Here is a 15,823-nt window from a genome sequence, read left to right on the forward strand (position 1 = left end):
CCGTGCTCCGGCACGGGGTTTTTTCATATCCGGCCCGGGGGGAACGCCAGAGCACCGTTGCGGCCTGCGCCGTTCTGGCGTATAGTTTTTTGGTTAGCCGCTCAAACGGCTGGAGCATATCGTATACCCCCCGCCGCCACAGGAGATTGCCATGCACGAAGCGCTCAAGGTAGCCACCACCATCTGCACGACCATGCTTCGCAATGGGTATGATGCCCATATCGTCAACGCGCCCCTGCAACAGCACCTGCTGGAGACCAGCGACGTTTCTGCGGTGGATATTGCCTGTGAGCCGGATATCGAAGTGCTCGGCAAGCTTTTTCCCGCGCTTGTGCCTGTGGAGGAAGGCCCCCTCATGGCCCAGCTGGAAGAAGAAGGCGTCACCATTCGTTTTTATCCGCTGGTGGTGGAGGATTCGAGCCATCCCGAGCTCTCGCTCATGCGCATCACGCCGACCATCGCGGCCCAGCTCGCTCCCCGCGAACGCCTGACGTTGCGCCTGAGCGGCTGCGCCGCGCCGCAGGATCCCGGCAACATCTATGACGGTTTTTCCGAAGTCAAATCCGGGGCCATCCGTCTTTCCGGCCTGCCGGACGAAACGCTGCGGCACAATTACCTGCTGGCCATCCGTGCCCTGCGCTTTGCGGCCAACTTCGATGTGCCCATCGAGCCCAATACCTGGCTGGCCATCGTGCGCAGCGCCTCGCGCGTGCTGGATTATGTGCCCGCCGCCGACATCATGGGCGAATGGCGTCAGGTCTCGGCCGAGGCCATGCACCGCTTCGTGCGGCTGCTCTATGATGCGCAGATCCTGCAGGGGCTCATTCCCGAAGTGGCGGCGCTGGCCTGCATCCGCGAACGCAATACCAATACCGACGAAGAGGAATCCGTTTTCGAGCATACGCTGCGCTGCATGCGTCACTACCCCGAAAAGGATTTCCATTACGACTGGCTCGGCACGCTGGCCATGCTGTTCCATGATGTGGGCAAGCTCTTCACCGGCGAATACTTTGACGGCGAGATGACCTTTTATCAGCACCACCGGGTGGGGGCCAAGGTGACGCGCAAGATCCTGCGCCGCCTGCACCTCACCACCGAGGATATCGACCTGCTCTGTCATCTGGTGCGCTACCATATGCGTTTCCACTTCATGATGACGGACCGCGGCATACGCCGTTTCAAGGCGCTGGACGAATACCCGCGCCTCATCGCCATGGCCCGCGCCGATGTGGAGGCCCGCGACGGCAACTTCACGGCTTTCAACCACAATATGAAATACCTTGAGCGGGCCGAGACGCCGGAACAGATGCTCGAGCCGCTGCTCAACGGCAATGAGATCATGAACGAGACGCGTCTTGCGCCCGGCCCGCTGGTCGGGGTCATCCGCGATGCGCTCCTGCAGGCGCAGATCGCCGGCGAGGTGACGGACAATGACTCCGCCGTGCGCTTCGTGCGTGCCTACGCCCGGCGGGTCAGCAGCTAGGCGATATGGTCAATCTGCTCGATTTCACGCTGCCCGAGCTGACGGACTGGATGCAGCAAGAGCTGGGGGAACCCCGCTTCCGGGCGGTGCAGGTCTGGCAATGGCTGTGGCAGCGCATGGCCCGCGACTTTGACGAGATGAGCAACGTCTCCAAAGCCTGCCGGGCCCGTCTTGCTCAGTGCGCGTCCATCGACTGGCCGGAAGTGGCCCGCGTGCAGGAAAGCCGCGACGGCACCACCAAGTTCCTCCTGCGGCTTTCCGACGGGGCGGAAGTGGAGACGGTGCTCATCCCCTCGGAATCCCGGGACGGCAGCCGCCGCTGGACGCAGTGCCTGTCCTCGCAGGTGGGCTGCGCCATGGGCTGCACCTTCTGCAGCACGGGCACCATGGGCTTTGAGCGCAACATGCGCATGGGCGAGATCCTGGGACAGATCCTCGTGGCCCGCGCCCATCTGGGCGATAACCGGCCGGACTGGCCTATCTTGCGCAATCTGGTCTTCATGGGCATGGGCGAGCCGCTGCTGAACCTTCAGGAGGTCATGCGGGCGCTCAAAAGCCTCAATGACGACAAGGGGCTCAATTTCTCGCCCCGGCGCATCACCGTTTCCACCTGCGGCATCGAAAAGGGCCTGCGCGAACTGGGCGAAAGCGGTCTGGCCTTTCTGGCGGTTTCGCTACACGCGCCCACGCAGGAGTTGCGCGCGCGCATCATGCCCAAGGCGGCCCGCTGGCCGCTGGACGCGCTGCTGGCCGCGCTGAAGTCCTATCCCCTCAAGACGCGGGAACGCATCACCTTTGAGTATCTGCTGTTGGGCGGCGTCAACGACGGGCCGGAGCATGCGCGGGAGCTGGCGCGTGTGGTCAGCGACATCAAGGGCAAGCTCAACCTCATCGTGTACAATCCCGCCGAAAATGCCCCTTATGAGGCCCCCACGCCGGAACGCGTGCTGGCCTTCGAGAAAATGCTCTGGGATCGCCATATTACGGCCATCATCCGCAAGTCCAAGGGGCAGGACATCAAGGCCGCCTGCGGTCAGCTGAAGGCCGATCAGGCCGCCCGCCAGTCGTAGCCCTTTCGCTGACCGCCAGGAGGGCGCTTTGCGTTTGAAACGCTGCGCGTCTGCAACCGTATGACCTGGCGTTTCGCCGAAAAAGCGCGGTTTTTCCGCTCACTTTGGGACGGGCGGCGCTGTGCCGCCGCCTCGCGTTTTATTTTTTTCAAAGATAAGGCGTTCAACCGGTCAATTCCCCGTCACACGCTTGTGCGAAAACTGAAACAGGCCTGCGGAGAGCAGGCCTGTATGTTTCTAAAATTTGTCTTGCAAGCCTTGGGGCAGCGGCGAACCATTTCCCCGGCAGGCATCCGGCTATTGCTGCCATTGCGTGATACGGCGTCCGTTTCGGTCTCTGAACCGGCCGCAAAGCGCAAGCACGATATCGATGAGCAGCCATATCTCCAGCAGCACGAGCAGGATCCCCCCAGCGATCATCACAGGGATCGCCTCCTGAGAGTACGAGGCCACAAGGATGATGGCGCTGCACAGGACGGCAAACAGGCCGGCCAGGAACAGCAGCAGCATGATGATGCCGGAAAGGATGCGTCCGGCATAAAAGCGATGCGCGCCGAGCACGCCGAGAAAGCCGGCCAGCAGGGAAAGCGCCAGCCGGTTCTTGGGGCTGCACGCTTCCGCGGGGGCAGCTTGTGCGCCGGGAGCGGCCGTGCCGCCGTTTTCGGGGGGTGTGGGCCTGCTGGTGATGGGGGTCCCGCATTCGGGACAGCTCATGGCGTCATCCGGTACGGATTTGCCGCAATGGGTACAAAACATGTTCACTCCTTGCTCAGCGCCAGCTACGGGGATCACGTTGCTGCCGCGCCGCTTGACCGTATGCGGACGCCCCATGAAAAAAGGGGAATCGAGGCTCCGTGTCCCTCTGGTGGTCACCAGTTTTTGATAAGCTTGCCGCTTCCGTCCTTGAAGCGCCCGATCAGCGCCAGAATGAAGTCAATGAGAGCCCAGACGTTGGCGGGGAGGACGAAAAAAATGCCTACTCCATAGAAGGAGCCGATGCAGCCCAGCAGGAAAAGCGCCAGCATGACGGAGCCGGAGGGCATGCGCCCGGCGTAAAGGCGGTGGATGCCCAGGGTGCCAAGAATGAAGGCCAGCAGGGAGAGGGCGGCCCGGCTCTTGGGGCTGGCGGCATCCAGACGGTCATTCGCCGGGTGGCCATCCGCCTGACGGGCATTGGCCGGTGTGGCCAGGGCAGGGAGCGCCTTGCCGCATTCAGGGCAGGTGGCGGCGTCATCCGAGACAGGTTTCCCGCAATGGATGCAAAACATGGCCTCTCCTTGCGTGAGCGGCAGCCGCGGAGGCGCGACGCTACCGTCCAGTCTGGCCGTGCGGCGGACGGCCAGAGAGCATTTTCGGTTTTGAAACGCTTTGCCGCCGCCCCGCGTTTTGCCTTTTTCGATGGCAAAACGCTTAAAAAAACGGGGAACTTGACGTTCCCCGTATTCCGCTGGCGGTTACCAGTTCTTGATGGTTTTGCCGTTTCCGTCCTTGAAGCATCCAGCTACCACCATGATGAAATCGACGAACGCCCAGATGCTGACGGGGAGCAGGATTAAAACGCCTACGACGAAAAAGGAGCCGATGAAGCCCAGCAGGAAAAGCCCCAGCATGATGGCGCCGGAGAGCGTGCGCCCGACATAGAAGCGGTGGATGCCCATGCCGCCGAAAAAGAAGGACAGCAGCGTAACGGCAAGACGGCTTTTGGGGCTGAGCTCAGGCTGTTCGGCCTGTCCTGCGGCGGCGGGCTGAACACTGGGGGCGGCTTCAGGCTGGGCGGTCCGGACTGCGGCAAGCGGCTGCCCGCATTCCGGGCAGTTTTCGGCAGCATCGGGGACGGATTTTCCACAATGAGGGCAAAACATGTTTTCTCCTGGTGTTGATGGGAAAAAGGTCAGGGCAGGACTTCGAGATAGCGGACGCGCAGATGCGGGTCCTGTCGGTCGGCATGCCGTTTGCCGCCGATCTCGCCGGTAAGGCGGATGATCTGCTCCGGCCGGACATCGGTCTGGCCGAAAACATGGGGCGGGATGTCCACAATGATCCGGCCGTCCTCGGCTTCAAAAAGATAGCGGATCCGGCGTTCGTGTCGGGTCAGGTGTCCGGTCAGGACGCAGGTGGTCATTTCCTCGGCGCGGGCGCACTCGGCAAGCGAGGTCGTGGGGCCGCGGCATTGCTGGGGCCGAGAAAGCCGGCCCGTGCCTCCTGCAGAGGAAGCAGCGCGCACGCCGAAAGCGCGGCAAGGCAAAGCAGGCGAAGCTTCATGCGGTATCCTCCTGCGGCTAGCGGATGGCGCAGTTGCCGTCCTTGCAGTCGGTGGACGGCACGACGGGCGTGGCCTGGAACAGAACGACCTGCTCCGTATCGCCGTTCTTGGCGATGACGATGGAGTAGCGCATCAGCCCTTCCGGCAGGGCGGGGGTGGCCTTGCCGCGCAGGATGCCGTTGCCCGTCATGAGGGTGCAGCCGCCGATCATGCTGCGGCGCAGGTTGGTCAGCGTGAGGTGATTGATGACGAGCTGCTTGTTCTTGATGCTTTCGATGAAATGCTCCTTGTCCTGGATATGGCCGTTGGCGGCGACATGCCAGTAATTGGGGGCAAGCACCTTTTCCAGCATGTCCGTATCCGCGCTGATGACGGCATTGGCATAGAGCTCGACCACATCGGCCTTGGCCGCGGCCGTCCGCAGGCCGAGGCTCAGGGCAAGGGCGCATACGGCAAGGGCCAGCAGGCTGGTACGAATGAACTTCATGAGCAACTCCTTGTGGCAGACAGTGCTGATATATCAGGGCGGAAGGCTCCGCCTTTCCTCTTGCGGGAAGCTACGTTCTGAGCTGCGGATCTGTCAAGGAGGCCTGTCGTTGCCAACAGGGGATGTTTGGCCTATCATTGAAAAAATACACCGCAGAGAGGATTTCATGCTGACCACGGTTTTGCAAAGCATCGGCAATACCCCCTTGTTACAACTTTCCCCCCTGTGCAGCGACCTGCCCGGCAGGGTCTGGCTCAAGCTCGAAAATTGCAATCCCGGCGGCTCCATCAAGGATCGTGTGGCCTTTCACATGGTGGATCGTGCCCTCGACAGAGGCGACGTGCTGCCCGGCGGCACGCTGGTGGAGGCCACCAGCGGCAACCTCGGCATCGGCCTTGCGCTGGTGGCGGCCGTTCGCGGGCTGAAATGCGTCCTGACCATGCCCGAGACCATGAGCATCGAGCGCCGGCGGCTGCTGGCGGCCCTCGGAGCCGAGGTGGTGCTGACGCCGGCCGGGGACGGCATGGGAGGCGCCCTCAAGGCGGCGGAACGGCTTGCCGAAGAACGCGGCGGCATCATCCTTGGGCAGTTCACGAATCCCTGGGCCGTGGAGGCGCACTACAGCACCACCGGTCCGGAGATCTTCCATGACAGCGTGGGCACCATGCAGGTGCTGGTGGCGGGGGTGGGGTCCGGTTCGTCCATCACGGGCATCGGGCGCTACCTCAAGGAAAACGGTACGGACGTCAGCGTGTTCGCGGTGGAGCCGGCCGAGTCGCCGTTGCTTTCGGGCGGCAAGGCCGGGCCGCACGGCATCCAGGGCATCGGCGCGAACTTCGTGCCGTCCATCCTGGATCGCGAGCTGCTGGACGGCGTGCTGACCGTCACGACGGAGGAGGCCCTGCGCACCGCCCGCCTGCTCATGCGCACCTGCGGCGTCTGCGCCGGCATCTCCACGGGGGCCAATGTGGCCGCCGCCCTGCGGGTGGCCGCCCGTCCGGCCATGCGCGGCAGAAATATCGTCACGCTGGCCTGTGACACGGGCGAACGCTACATGTCCACGGAACTCTTTGTAAAATAAGCTTCTCCAGTACAGTTGCGGCATGCGCCCCGGTCGAAAAGACGGCAGGGGCGCTAATCTTTTTTCAAGGCCTGCCGTAAAGGTTTGGTGACAACTTTATATGAAGTTTGTATTGCCCCATCCGGAGTACCTATGTCGCAGACCAACATTCTTCTTGAAACCGGCACCAATGAACTGGAAATCGTGGAGTTTTATGTCAATCAGGACGGGTACGAGGGACATTATGGACTGAACGTGGCCAAGGTGGTGGAGATCATTCGCCGCCAGAACGTCACGGCCATGCCGGAAATGCGCCATCCGGCCGTACTGGGGGCCTTTTCCCACCGCAACGGACGCATCGTTCCGCTCATCGACATGGCGAAATATCTGGGCAGCACGCCCATCGCCAATGATGACGCCAAGATCATCGTCACGGAATTCAATACGGTCTGCACGGGGTTCCTGGTCTCCGGGGTCAATCGCATCTACCGCCTGAGCTGGACGGATGTGGAAGCGCCCGGCAAATTCCTGCAGAACATCAGCCAGAGTTCGGTCATCGGCGTGGTGCGTCTGGAGGAGCGCGTCATCTTCCTGCTCGACCTTGAGGCCATCGTGGCCGAGCTCCACCCGGCCATGGCCATCCGCTTCGATCTGGAAACGGCCAAGCGGCCCGTGGACGGTCGCGTCTACAAGATCCTGCATGTGGACGATTCCTCGTCCATCAGGGCGCTGGTGCTCGACCTGCTGACCAAGGAAGGCCGCTTTGAAGTACAGCAGTGCGTCAATGGTCAGGAGGCCTGGAGCGAGCTCTGCCGCCTGCGCCGCCTGTGCGAAGAGAACAACGTCTCCATTTCCCATTATCTGCAGGGGATCATCACGGATATCGAGATGCCGACCATGGACGGCCTGGCCCTTTGCAAGCGCATCAAGGAGGATTCCATCCTCAAGTCGCTGCCGGTGGCCATCTTCTCGTCCATGATCAACGAAAGCCTGGCCCGCAAGTGCGGCGTGGTGGGCGCCAATGCCCAGTATACCAAGCCTGACCTCAAGGCCCTTTCGGAGAAGCTCTACGATCTGGTGGTGGCGACCTGGGGAACTGGCGAGCTGTAGCAAAGCGCCCCTTTCCTGTCATGTGCGCGGGAAATGCGGCGGCAGTGTTTGCCCCTGCCTTCCCGCAGGAGAACGATTTCCCTTGTAACGGAGTGGCCGCGGCGGAAGCCTGTGGCATGTGGCTGCTCCCCAGCCCCTGAGAATGCCATGAAAATGCGTCTGCTGACAAAAATGCTGCTGTTCGTTCCCGGCCCTTATCGGGCTGGTGGTGGTGGCTGCCGTCAATTATGGAGCGTCACGCAATACGCTGCGTGCGCAGCTCATGGAAGATCTGGACACTATGGCGAATTTGCAGCTGAGCGAGCTGCGGACAGCTTCCACCTTGTTGCGTGGCGTCCTGCGCTCCACCACGGACGTGCCGCAGATCGTCGCCTACCTTGAGGCGCTGGCCGGCGGCGCGCCGGCCGATACCCTGAAGGAACTGGAGCAGCGCGCCACCTCTTACCTGCGGGACATGAACGACAATTACAGCCTTCTTGACGGCATCGGGGTTACGGATCCCGCGGGCAAGATCGTGCTGCATTCAGATGCGCCTTCCGTCGGCCTGGATATCGGCGGCCGGCAATATTTCCAGGAGTCCATGCGTTCCGGCGACTACGGGGTGGAAGATGTGCAGAACAAGACCAACAAGCGCACGGCCAGCATCATTTCCCTGCCAGTGAAAGCGTGAGGGGAAGACGCTGGGGCTGGTCTTCGTCAAGCTGGACTGCGAATCCTTTGCCAAGCTGACGACCAACCGCGTGTCGCTGGGCGAAGAAGGGCAGGCCTACGTCTACAACGCCGCCGGTATGCTCGTCCTCTACAAGGACGGCAAGCAGATCGGGCGCGTGGATGCCGAAGTGCCCCATGTGAAGGAGATGCTTGGGCAGAGCGAGGGCAATCTTTACTATACCAAGGAAGACGGCGATATCCATGCCGTGCATTTCAAGCAGCTGCCCGACATGAAGTGGTGGGTCTGCCTGGAGGTCAGCACGACGGAGATCTATGCCCCCGTCAACAGGCTGTTCATGATCAGCGCTGTCCTTGTGCTGCTGTGCGGACTCGTGGTCGGCCTCATCATCTTTTTCAATATGCGGGGCGTGGCCAGGGGGCTGTCCGGCGCATCCGGCGTGGTCAGCCATGTGGCGGACGGGGATCTGCAGCTCTCGCCCGCTGAAGATGTCCAACTTGCGCGCAACGAGCGCCGTGGCGACGAGCTGAGTACGCTCTCGCAGGGCATCCGGCGGATGATCGACGGTCTGCGCCGTCTGCTCAAGGAAAGCGAAGACAAGGCGCTGGCGGCGCAGCGGGCGACGGAAGAGGCCCATGCCGCCAAGGCCGCTGCGGAAGAGGCCGCGCGCCGCGCGGAAAGAGCCAAGCGCGAAGGCATGTTCGCCGCGGCGGGCCAGCTGGAAAGCATCGTCAACGTCATTTCCTCCGCGGCAACGCAGCTCTCTTCCCAGATCGAGCAGTCCAACCATTCGGCCACCGAATCGGCCACGCGCCTTTCCGAGGCGGCGGCGGCCATGAATGAAATGAACTCCACCGTGCAGGATGTGGCCAGGAATGCCGGCAGCGCCTCGCAGATGTCCGGCGAGACGCGCAACAAGGCCAGCGAAGGGGCGGAGATCGTGCGCAAGGCGCTGAAGAGCATCCAGCGCGTGCATGACGTTTCTCTGGCGCTCAAGACGGACATGGCCCAGCTCAACACGCATGCTCAGGCCATCGACCAGATCATGGGCGTCATTTCCGACATCGCGGATCAGACCAACCTGCTGGCGCTCAATGCGGCCATCGAGGCGGCCCGCGCCGGCGAGGCCGGACGCGGTTTTGCCGTGGTGGCCGACGAAGTGCGCAAGCTGGCCGAAAAGACCATGTCGTCCACCGCGGATGTGGGCAATGCCATCCGCGCCATCCAGGAGAGCACCACCAAGAGTTCCGATGCCGTGGAGCGGGCCGTGAAGGAAGTGGAGCAGGCCACGGAATTCGCCAATGAGTCGGGCAGCGCCCTGGAAGGCATCGTGCAGGATGCGGACAAGACGGCGGATCAGGTCAGCGCCATCGCCGCGGCCAGCGAACAGCAGTCCGCGGCCAGCGAGCAGATCAACCGTTCCATCCTTGAAGTCAACGACATGTCCTCCCAGTCCGCCCAGGCCATGAACGAGGCGGCGCAAGCCGTTTCCGATCTGGCTCATCAGACGCAGGAGCTCACGCAACTCATCGAAGACATGAAGCGTAGCTAGCCGCTGCGGCACACTAGCGCAGAGGAAAAGGGCGGGGAAATCCCCGCCCTTTTTGTTGTCTGTCGTCGCGGCCCGGGTCTCTGCGGAAGACTGGCGTGCGTACCGGCCGTATCCTTTTGCCGTTTGCGCATCAGCCCCGACGCCGCAGGAAACGTCCGGCAAAGGCCGTCAGTTCGGCGCGTTGCAGGCCGGCCAGCGCGGGCAGCAGCAAGAGAGTCAGGCCGACAGCCAGCGTATAGAGCAGGCCGGAGCAGAAAAAGCGCGGTAGGGAGGTGCTGCCCCCCAGCCCGAGCAGCAACGTCAGCTCGTGGCAGCCCCAGGCAAGCCCGAGCAGGACGGCGAGACACCAGAACTGATGGGCAAGGTTGCGCAGCCAGGAAAAGGGGATGAGGCGCGAGGCCATGTAGAGCTGGATATTGACCGTGACGAACTGCACGCCCACGGTCTTGCAGGCCAGCCCCACGGCGCCCAGATGCAGGCCGAAGTATTCTTCCGGCGCGAGCAGCAGCCAGACGGCGGCAAAGCCGTACACGGCGTCCAGCATGGTGATGTTGCGGGTGGTCCGGGTGCGGCCCGCCGCGTGGAAGACCGAACTGGCCAGTTGCATGTAGGCCTGATGCAGCGGGTAGAGGGCCATGATCTGCACCGGCAGCACGGCGGGAGCGAATTCCTCCCCGCCGAACAGGCTGACCAGCGCGCCGGCCTCCACGGCGCTGAAGCAGGAAAAATAGGCGGCAACGGCATAGAGCAGCGGGGCGAAGCGCCGCATGAGGCGGCCCATGGCCGCCATGTCCTTGTTGCCCCAGGCAATGGAGAATTCGCGCATGATGAGGGGCGTCATGGCGGAAACGAAGAGGAAGCAGGCGATGCAGACCTTCTGGGCCAGGGCGTAATAGGCCTGCTGGGTGCTGCCGTCGAACCACTGGAGCAGCCAGCGCTCCACGCTCAGCATGGCGAAGGTCAGCAGGGCCTGTACGAACAGCGGATGGCTGTAGTCGAAAAACTCCCGGGAATAGGCGCGCACCTCGCCGCCGTGCAGCCGCAGGCTGAAGCGTCCCTCCCGGCCGAAACGCTCTTCCCAGGCTTTTTTGCTTACTATCCAGTAGCCCAGCGCCGTCGCCGCCAGCATGGCGTACTGCTGGCCGAACAGGCTGTAGACGTTGAGGACATCCAGCCAGTAGAGGCCGGCCAGCGCAAAGACCGCGAGCAGGGCGATGACCGTGCGGGACATCTCCGAGGGGACGGTGGCGCCAATGGCGTCGTTCATGGAGCGCAGCACCCGTCCCCACCAGGTCAGGAAAGCCCAGACGGCCGCCAGCGGCGCGAGCCAGCCGGGCACATCGGGCATGAGCAGGCCGCCTACCGGCGGGATCTGCATGAGCCAGGCCACGCCAAGGCTGATGCAGGCCACGAGCAGGCTGACCCGCAGGTAAAAGGCGATGAGGCCCGTCTCGTGCTGGCGGCGGGACAGGGCATTGTAAAAGCAGGTGGACGTGCCCATGTCCAGAAAGCCGGAAAGCTGCTGGAAGAGATTGGTGGCAAAGCTGTAGTTGCCATACATCTGCGGCCCCAGCGCGCGCGGCAGGATGGCCTCCATGACCAGATAGACCGGCACGGACGCCACGTTGGCCAGAAGTTTGCACAGATAGCGGCGGGCCAGGGTGGGGGTGGAGCTTTGCATGGCCGCCAGACTAGCCGACTTCCGCCGGGCATTTCAAGGGATTTCGACACTGGCCGGCGGCAGGCGGCGGGCTGGGACGGCCCTTCCCAAGGCCGGGCTTTTGCCGTACAAAAAGGCCTGTCCGGCCCGGGGGCCGGACGAATACGTCTTTTCAGCACAAGGATGGCATCATGGACGAAAGCCGCAGCAAAAAAATGAAGGCCGGGCTGGAAAAGGCCCCGCATCGTTCCCTCTTGTACGCACTGGGGCTGACCCGCGAGGAAATGGAACGCCCGCTGGTGGGCGTGGTCAACGCGGCCAGCGAGGTCGTGCCCGGGCATCTCCACCTCGGCAAGCTGGCCGAGGCGGTCAAGGCGGGCGTCCGCATGGCGGGCGGCACCCCGGTGGAGTTCCCCGCCATTGCCGTGTGCGACGGTATCGCCATGAACCATGAAGGCATGCGTTTTTCCCTGCCGTCGCGGGAATTCATTGCCGATTCCATCGAGATCATGGCCCGCGCGCATGCCTTTGATGCGCTGGTCTTCATTCCCAATTGCGACAAGTGCGTGCCCGGCATGCTCATGGCCATGATGCGCCTGAATATCCCGTCCGTGCTCGTGTCCGGGGGGCCTATGCTGCCCGGCAGTCTGGACACGGACCGCAAGGGCGACCTCATCACCGTGTTCGAAGGCGTGGGCCGCGTGCGCAACGGACAGATGACGGAAGAGGAACTTGCCCGCTGGGAGGAACGCGCCTGCCCCGGCTGCGGTTCCTGCGCGGGCATGTTCACGGCCAACTCCATGAACTGTCTGGCCGAGACCATCGGCGTGGCCCTGCCCGGCAACGGCACCATCCCGGCCGTGCATGCCGCCCGTATCCGGCTGGCCAAGCAGGCGGGGATGCGCGTCATGGAGCTTCTGGAGCGGCACATCCTGCCCCGCGACATCGTGACGCGCGGCGCGGTGGAAAACGCCATCGCCGTGGACATGGCCCTGGGCTGTTCCACCAATACGACCCTGCATCTGCCCGCCGTCTTCCATGAGGCCGGGCTCGACATCGACCTGTCCGTCTTTGACGAGGTGAGCCGCAAGTCCCCCAACCTTTGCAAGCTTTCGCCCGCGGGCCGGCACTACATGGTGGATCTGGACAATGCCGGCGGCATCCCGGCGGTCATGAGCGAGCTGGACAAGCTGGGGCTCATCCACAAGGATTGCCTGACCGTGACGGGGAAAACCGTGGGCGAGAACCTTGCCGAACGTCATGCCCGCATTCTCGACCCCGAGGTCATCCGTCCGCTGGAGAATGCCTACTCGAAGGAAGGCGGCATCGCCATCCTGCGGGGTTCGCTGGCCCCTGACGGCGCGGTGGTCAAACAGTCCGCCGTGGCGCCGGAGATGATGTGCCGCGAAGTGACGGCCCGCGTCTTCGACAGTGAGGAAGACGCCATGCGCGCCATTCTCGACGGCAAGATCAAGCCCGGCGACGGCGTGGTGGTGCGCTATGAGGGGCCGCGCGGCGGGCCGGGCATGCGCGAGATGCTGTCGCCCACGGCGGCCATCACCGGCATGGGCCTCGGCAAGGATGTCGCCCTGTTCACCGACGGGCGCTTCTCCGGCGGCACCAATGGCGCGGCCATCGGCCATATCTCGCCGGAAGCGGCCAACGGCGGCCCCATCGCGCTGGTGCGCGACGGCGACCGCATCCTTGTGGACATCCCCAACCGCCGTCTGGAGCTGCTGGTGGACGAGGCCGAACTGGCGCGCCGGCGCGGCGAGCTGACGCCGCCGCGCAAGGAGTGCCCGTACCCCGTGCTGCGGCGCTATGCCAACATGGTCAGTTCCGCCGACAGCGGCGCCATGTACAAGCCGGTGTAAAAAAGACGGATTTTCCGATCCAGCAGGCTGTTCAATGAAAGGGAAGGGGAGCCTGGCTCCCCTTTCCGCTTTTCCGCCGCCGGACATTGCGCCCGGCGGACAGAGGCGACAGGCAAAATATTGCCTGCGGGACTCAACTTTACAGGCTTTTTGCCGATAGAAAAGAATGAGTCCATGTCCTTTTCTTCCGTGCGTCTGAGGTTGGCCCCCCTGCCCCTCGGCAGCTTTCTCGTGCGTTACGGAAAACTGGTTCGCTTGATGTTTTAACGATCCCCTGAGAGGCTGTCCATGAAACTGAAACTGCAAGGCAGGATGATTCTTTTTATTCTGGTGCCCGCCCTGCTGGGGCTGTGCGTCCTTGCCGGTATGTGCTATTCCAGTTCCGCCCGGGCCATCTACAATCAGATCAGCAAGGACGCGCCGGTGGTGCTCGATACCCTCAAGATCGGTATCGACAACTTCTTCACCACGTTGCGCCAGGGCATGTACATGCCGGTGGAAAACCAGCGCATCACCTATTTTCTGGAAGCGCATGAAGCCGGCGTGAAGGGCAGCGAGCTCAAAACCTATTTTGACAGCGCCAATGAGTCTCTGCGCCATTACATCGGCGTGACCAACGCCATCAATACCTGCGGGGTGGTGGTCAAGGACGGTACGGTGGTGCTGCACCGCGTTTCCGGCCGGGACGAGCCGGGCAATCTGCTCGGCAAGAACATGGGCGACCGTCCCTACATCCAGTCCGGTCTGCAGGGCCAGGAAAGCCTCGGCACCTACAAGAGCCGCGCCACCGGCGAGACGACTTCCATCGTCAGCCTGCCCATCCGCCTGGACAAGACGGTCATCGGCGTTTTTTACGCGGGTATGAACAACATCCGGCTCAGCCGGAACATCCTCGGCGCTGTCCGGCTGGGCGAATTCGGCGCGGCCTATGTCTATAATCCGCAGGGCGAGGCCATCATGCACAGCGATCCCGCGCGCATCGGCACTGACGAGAGCTCGCTGCCCCATGTGCAGGAGATGCTGAAGAAGCAGCAGGGCCAGCTGGAATACGTCAACAAGGACGGCTTCACCCGGATCGTCTACTTTGAGACCATGCCCAGCGAAGGCTGGATCATCTGCGTGGAGCTGGACAAGACCGAAGTCATGCAGCCCGCCCGCGACCTGTTGTTCCAGGTGCTGACGTTGGTGCTGGTGCTGGTGCTGGTGGTCGGCGCCATCATTCTGGTCACCGCGCGCGGCATCGCCCGTCCGCTGCGCGTTTGTTCCGAACTGGTGGCGCATGCCGCCAAGGGCAATCTGGAAACGTCGGCTGTCGAAAACGCCGAGCTTGGCAAGGCTGAACGGCGCGGGGATGAGATCAGCATCCTGGCGCGCGGCATCCGTGAGATGGTGCAGAGCATCAAGAACCTGCTGCAGGAAAGCGAAAACAAGACGTCCGAAGCCCTCAAGGCCACGGAAGAAGCCAGGGCCGCCACGGCCCGCGCCGAAGAGGCCGCCAAGCGCGCCGAAAATGCCAGGCATGAGGGCATGTACGCCGCCGCCACCGAGCTCGAGGAAGTGGTGAGCATCATCACCTCGGCCTCCACGCAGCTTTCCGCCCAGATCGAACAGTCCGACCACACGGCTTCCGATTCGGCGCAGCGCCTTTCCGAAGCGGCCACGGCCATGAATGAAATGAACGCGACCGTTCAGGAAGTGGCGCGCAACGCCTCCGACGCCTCCAAGATGTCCGCCGAAACGCGCAGCAAGGCCGAGCAGGGCGCCGTCGTGGTGCAGCAGGCTGTGGACAGCATCGAAAAGGTGCAGGAGGTGGCCGAGGTGCTGCGGACGGACATGCAGCAGCTCAACGAGCACGCCCGCTCCATCAGCGCCATCATGAGCGTCATCTCGGACATCGCGGATCAGACCAACCTGCTGGCGCTCAATGCCGCCATCGAGGCGGCGCGCGCGGGCGAAGCCGGAAGAGGCTTTGCCGTGGTGGCCGACGAGGTGCGCAAGCTGGCCGAAAAGACCATGGCCTCCACTTCCGAGGTGGGCAGCGCCATCAGCGCCATCCAGCACAGCACCACCAAGAGCATGGAAGGGGTGGACAAGGCCGTGGCCCAGATCGGCCAGGCCACGGAGCTTTCCAGCCAGTCCGGCGTGGCCCTGCACGAGATCGTCACCGATGCCGAGACCACAGCCGACGCGGTGCGGGCCATAGCGGCGGCCAGCGAGCAGCAGTCCGCCGCCAGCGAGGAAATCAATCAGTCCATCGTGCAGGTCAACGACCTGTCCGACAAGACGGCGCAGGCCATGCGCGAGGCGGCGCAGGCGGTATCATCCCTGGCGGCGCAGGCGCAACATCTGGAGACGCTCATCGAGGACATGAAGCGGCAGTAAGCCGAAGGCCTCCCGCATGCCGGGCATGCGGGAGGCCTTCGGCTTTTTGCGGTCGTGGAGGGAACCTGACACGGCCCTGGCCGCCCGCTGCCGCATGCTCCCTGCCGGAGGTCATCCCGGGGGATGTGCGGTGGCGGAGGGCTTTTTTTGTCCCGGGAGAGGCGCGGGGCATCCCCCGGGCCGGCTTGCGCTCACAGGCGAAATGAGGCAAG

General features: G+C 63.3%; 14 protein-coding genes. 8 read left to right on the forward strand and 6 right to left on the reverse strand.

The window, feature by feature from the left end:
• Nucleotides 1-151: 151 nt before the first annotated feature.
• Entirely contained in the window at nt 152-1,483 is a 1,332-nt protein-coding gene (locus Q0K12_RS03295; RefSeq protein WP_297260347.1) for an HD domain-containing protein, read from the forward strand.
• A 5-nt stretch (nt 1,484-1,488) separates the two neighbouring features.
• Nucleotides 1,489-2,553, forward strand: coding sequence for a 23S rRNA (adenine(2503)-C(2))-methyltransferase RlmN (rlmN, locus tag Q0K12_RS03300; protein WP_297260350.1), 1,065 nt, complete (start codon nt 1,489-1,491; stop codon nt 2,551-2,553).
• Nucleotides 2,554-2,850: 297 nt separating this feature from the next.
• On the opposite strand, the gene Q0K12_RS03305 is transcribed toward rlmN, so the two are convergent.
• From Q0K12_RS03305 to Q0K12_RS03325, 5 genes are all read right to left on the reverse strand, one after another.
• Entirely contained in the window at nt 2,851-3,309 is a 459-nt protein-coding gene (locus Q0K12_RS03305; protein ID WP_297260352.1) for a TM2 domain-containing protein, read from the reverse strand.
• Between the two features lie 113 nt (nt 3,310-3,422).
• A complete protein-coding gene (locus tag Q0K12_RS03310; RefSeq protein ID WP_297260353.1) occupies nt 3,423-3,821 on the reverse strand; it encodes a TM2 domain-containing protein in 399 nt (132 codons plus the stop codon).
• 186 nt (nt 3,822-4,007) lie between these two features.
• Nucleotides 4,008-4,415, reverse strand: coding sequence for an NINE protein (locus tag Q0K12_RS03315; RefSeq protein ID WP_297260354.1), 408 nt, complete (start codon nt 4,413-4,415; stop codon nt 4,008-4,010).
• Nucleotides 4,416-4,444: 29 nt separating this feature from the next.
• Entirely contained in the window at nt 4,445-4,777 is a 333-nt protein-coding gene (locus Q0K12_RS03320) for a NirD/YgiW/YdeI family stress tolerance protein (RefSeq protein WP_297260355.1), read from the reverse strand.
• Nucleotides 4,778-4,832: 55 nt separating this feature from the next.
• Entirely contained in the window at nt 4,833-5,303 is a 471-nt protein-coding gene (locus tag Q0K12_RS03325; RefSeq protein WP_297260357.1) for a nuclear transport factor 2 family protein, read from the reverse strand.
• 166 nt (nt 5,304-5,469) lie between these two features.
• On the opposite strand from Q0K12_RS03325, the gene cysK reads away from it, so the two are divergent.
• From cysK to Q0K12_RS03345, 4 genes are all read left to right on the forward strand, one after another.
• Nucleotides 5,470-6,384, forward strand: a complete 915-nt coding sequence (gene cysK, locus Q0K12_RS03330) for a cysteine synthase A (protein WP_297260358.1) — start codon at nt 5,470-5,472, stop codon at nt 6,382-6,384.
• Nucleotides 6,385-6,516: 132 nt separating this feature from the next.
• Complete coding sequence (locus Q0K12_RS03335; RefSeq protein WP_297260360.1) at nt 6,517-7,473, forward strand: chemotaxis protein; 957 nt, start codon at nt 6,517-6,519, stop codon at nt 7,471-7,473.
• Nucleotides 7,474-7,684: 211 nt separating this feature from the next.
• Nucleotides 7,685-8,143, forward strand: a complete 459-nt coding sequence (locus Q0K12_RS03340) for a hypothetical protein (RefSeq protein WP_297260362.1) — start codon at nt 7,685-7,687, stop codon at nt 8,141-8,143.
• A 70-nt stretch (nt 8,144-8,213) separates the two neighbouring features.
• A complete protein-coding gene (locus tag Q0K12_RS03345) occupies nt 8,214-9,695 on the forward strand; it encodes a methyl-accepting chemotaxis protein (RefSeq protein WP_297260364.1) in 1,482 nt (493 codons plus the stop codon).
• Between the two features lie 130 nt (nt 9,696-9,825).
• Here Q0K12_RS03345 and Q0K12_RS03350 read toward each other — a convergent pair whose 3' ends face one another.
• Complete coding sequence (locus Q0K12_RS03350) at nt 9,826-11,376, reverse strand: lipopolysaccharide biosynthesis protein (protein WP_297260366.1); 1,551 nt, start codon at nt 11,374-11,376, stop codon at nt 9,826-9,828.
• 170 nt (nt 11,377-11,546) lie between these two features.
• Between Q0K12_RS03350 and ilvD the strand changes: the two genes are divergently transcribed.
• Entirely contained in the window at nt 11,547-13,229 is a 1,683-nt protein-coding gene (gene ilvD / locus Q0K12_RS03355; protein WP_297260367.1) for a dihydroxy-acid dehydratase, read from the forward strand.
• A gap of 288 nt (nt 13,230-13,517) precedes the next feature.
• Entirely contained in the window at nt 13,518-15,611 is a 2,094-nt protein-coding gene (locus Q0K12_RS03360; protein WP_297260368.1) for a methyl-accepting chemotaxis protein, read from the forward strand.
• The last annotated feature ends 212 nt before the right edge of the window (nt 15,612-15,823 follow it).

This window comes from uncultured Desulfovibrio sp. (assembly GCF_944324525.1).
In the GTDB taxonomy this organism is placed as follows: Bacteria; Desulfobacterota; Desulfovibrionia; order Desulfovibrionales; family Desulfovibrionaceae; genus Desulfovibrio.

Excerpts from the sequence above, each read along its gene's own strand:
- Q0K12_RS03295 (WP_297260347.1), top strand. The coding sequence starts at position 152 with ATGCACGAAGCGCTCAAGGTAGCCACCACCATCTGCACGACCATGCTT.
- rlmN (WP_297260350.1), top strand. The coding sequence starts at position 1,489 with ATGGTCAATCTGCTCGATTTCACGCTGCCCGAGCTGACGGACTGGATG.
- Q0K12_RS03305 (WP_297260352.1), bottom strand. The coding sequence starts at position 3,309 with ATGTTTTGTACCCATTGCGGCAAATCCGTACCGGATGACGCCATGAGC.
- Q0K12_RS03310 (WP_297260353.1), bottom strand. The coding sequence starts at position 3,821 with ATGTTTTGCATCCATTGCGGGAAACCTGTCTCGGATGACGCCGCCACC.
- Q0K12_RS03315 (WP_297260354.1), bottom strand. The coding sequence starts at position 4,415 with ATGTTTTGCCCTCATTGTGGAAAATCCGTCCCCGATGCTGCCGAAAAC.
- Q0K12_RS03325 (WP_297260357.1), bottom strand. The coding sequence starts at position 5,303 with ATGAAGTTCATTCGTACCAGCCTGCTGGCCCTTGCCGTATGCGCCCTT.
- cysK (WP_297260358.1), top strand. The coding sequence starts at position 5,470 with ATGCTGACCACGGTTTTGCAAAGCATCGGCAATACCCCCTTGTTACAA.
- Q0K12_RS03335 (WP_297260360.1), top strand. The coding sequence starts at position 6,517 with ATGTCGCAGACCAACATTCTTCTTGAAACCGGCACCAATGAACTGGAA.
- Q0K12_RS03350 (WP_297260366.1), bottom strand. The coding sequence starts at position 11,376 with ATGCAAAGCTCCACCCCCACCCTGGCCCGCCGCTATCTGTGCAAACTT.
- ilvD (WP_297260367.1), top strand. The coding sequence starts at position 11,547 with ATGGACGAAAGCCGCAGCAAAAAAATGAAGGCCGGGCTGGAAAAGGCC.
- Q0K12_RS03360 (WP_297260368.1), top strand. The coding sequence starts at position 13,518 with ATGAAACTGAAACTGCAAGGCAGGATGATTCTTTTTATTCTGGTGCCC.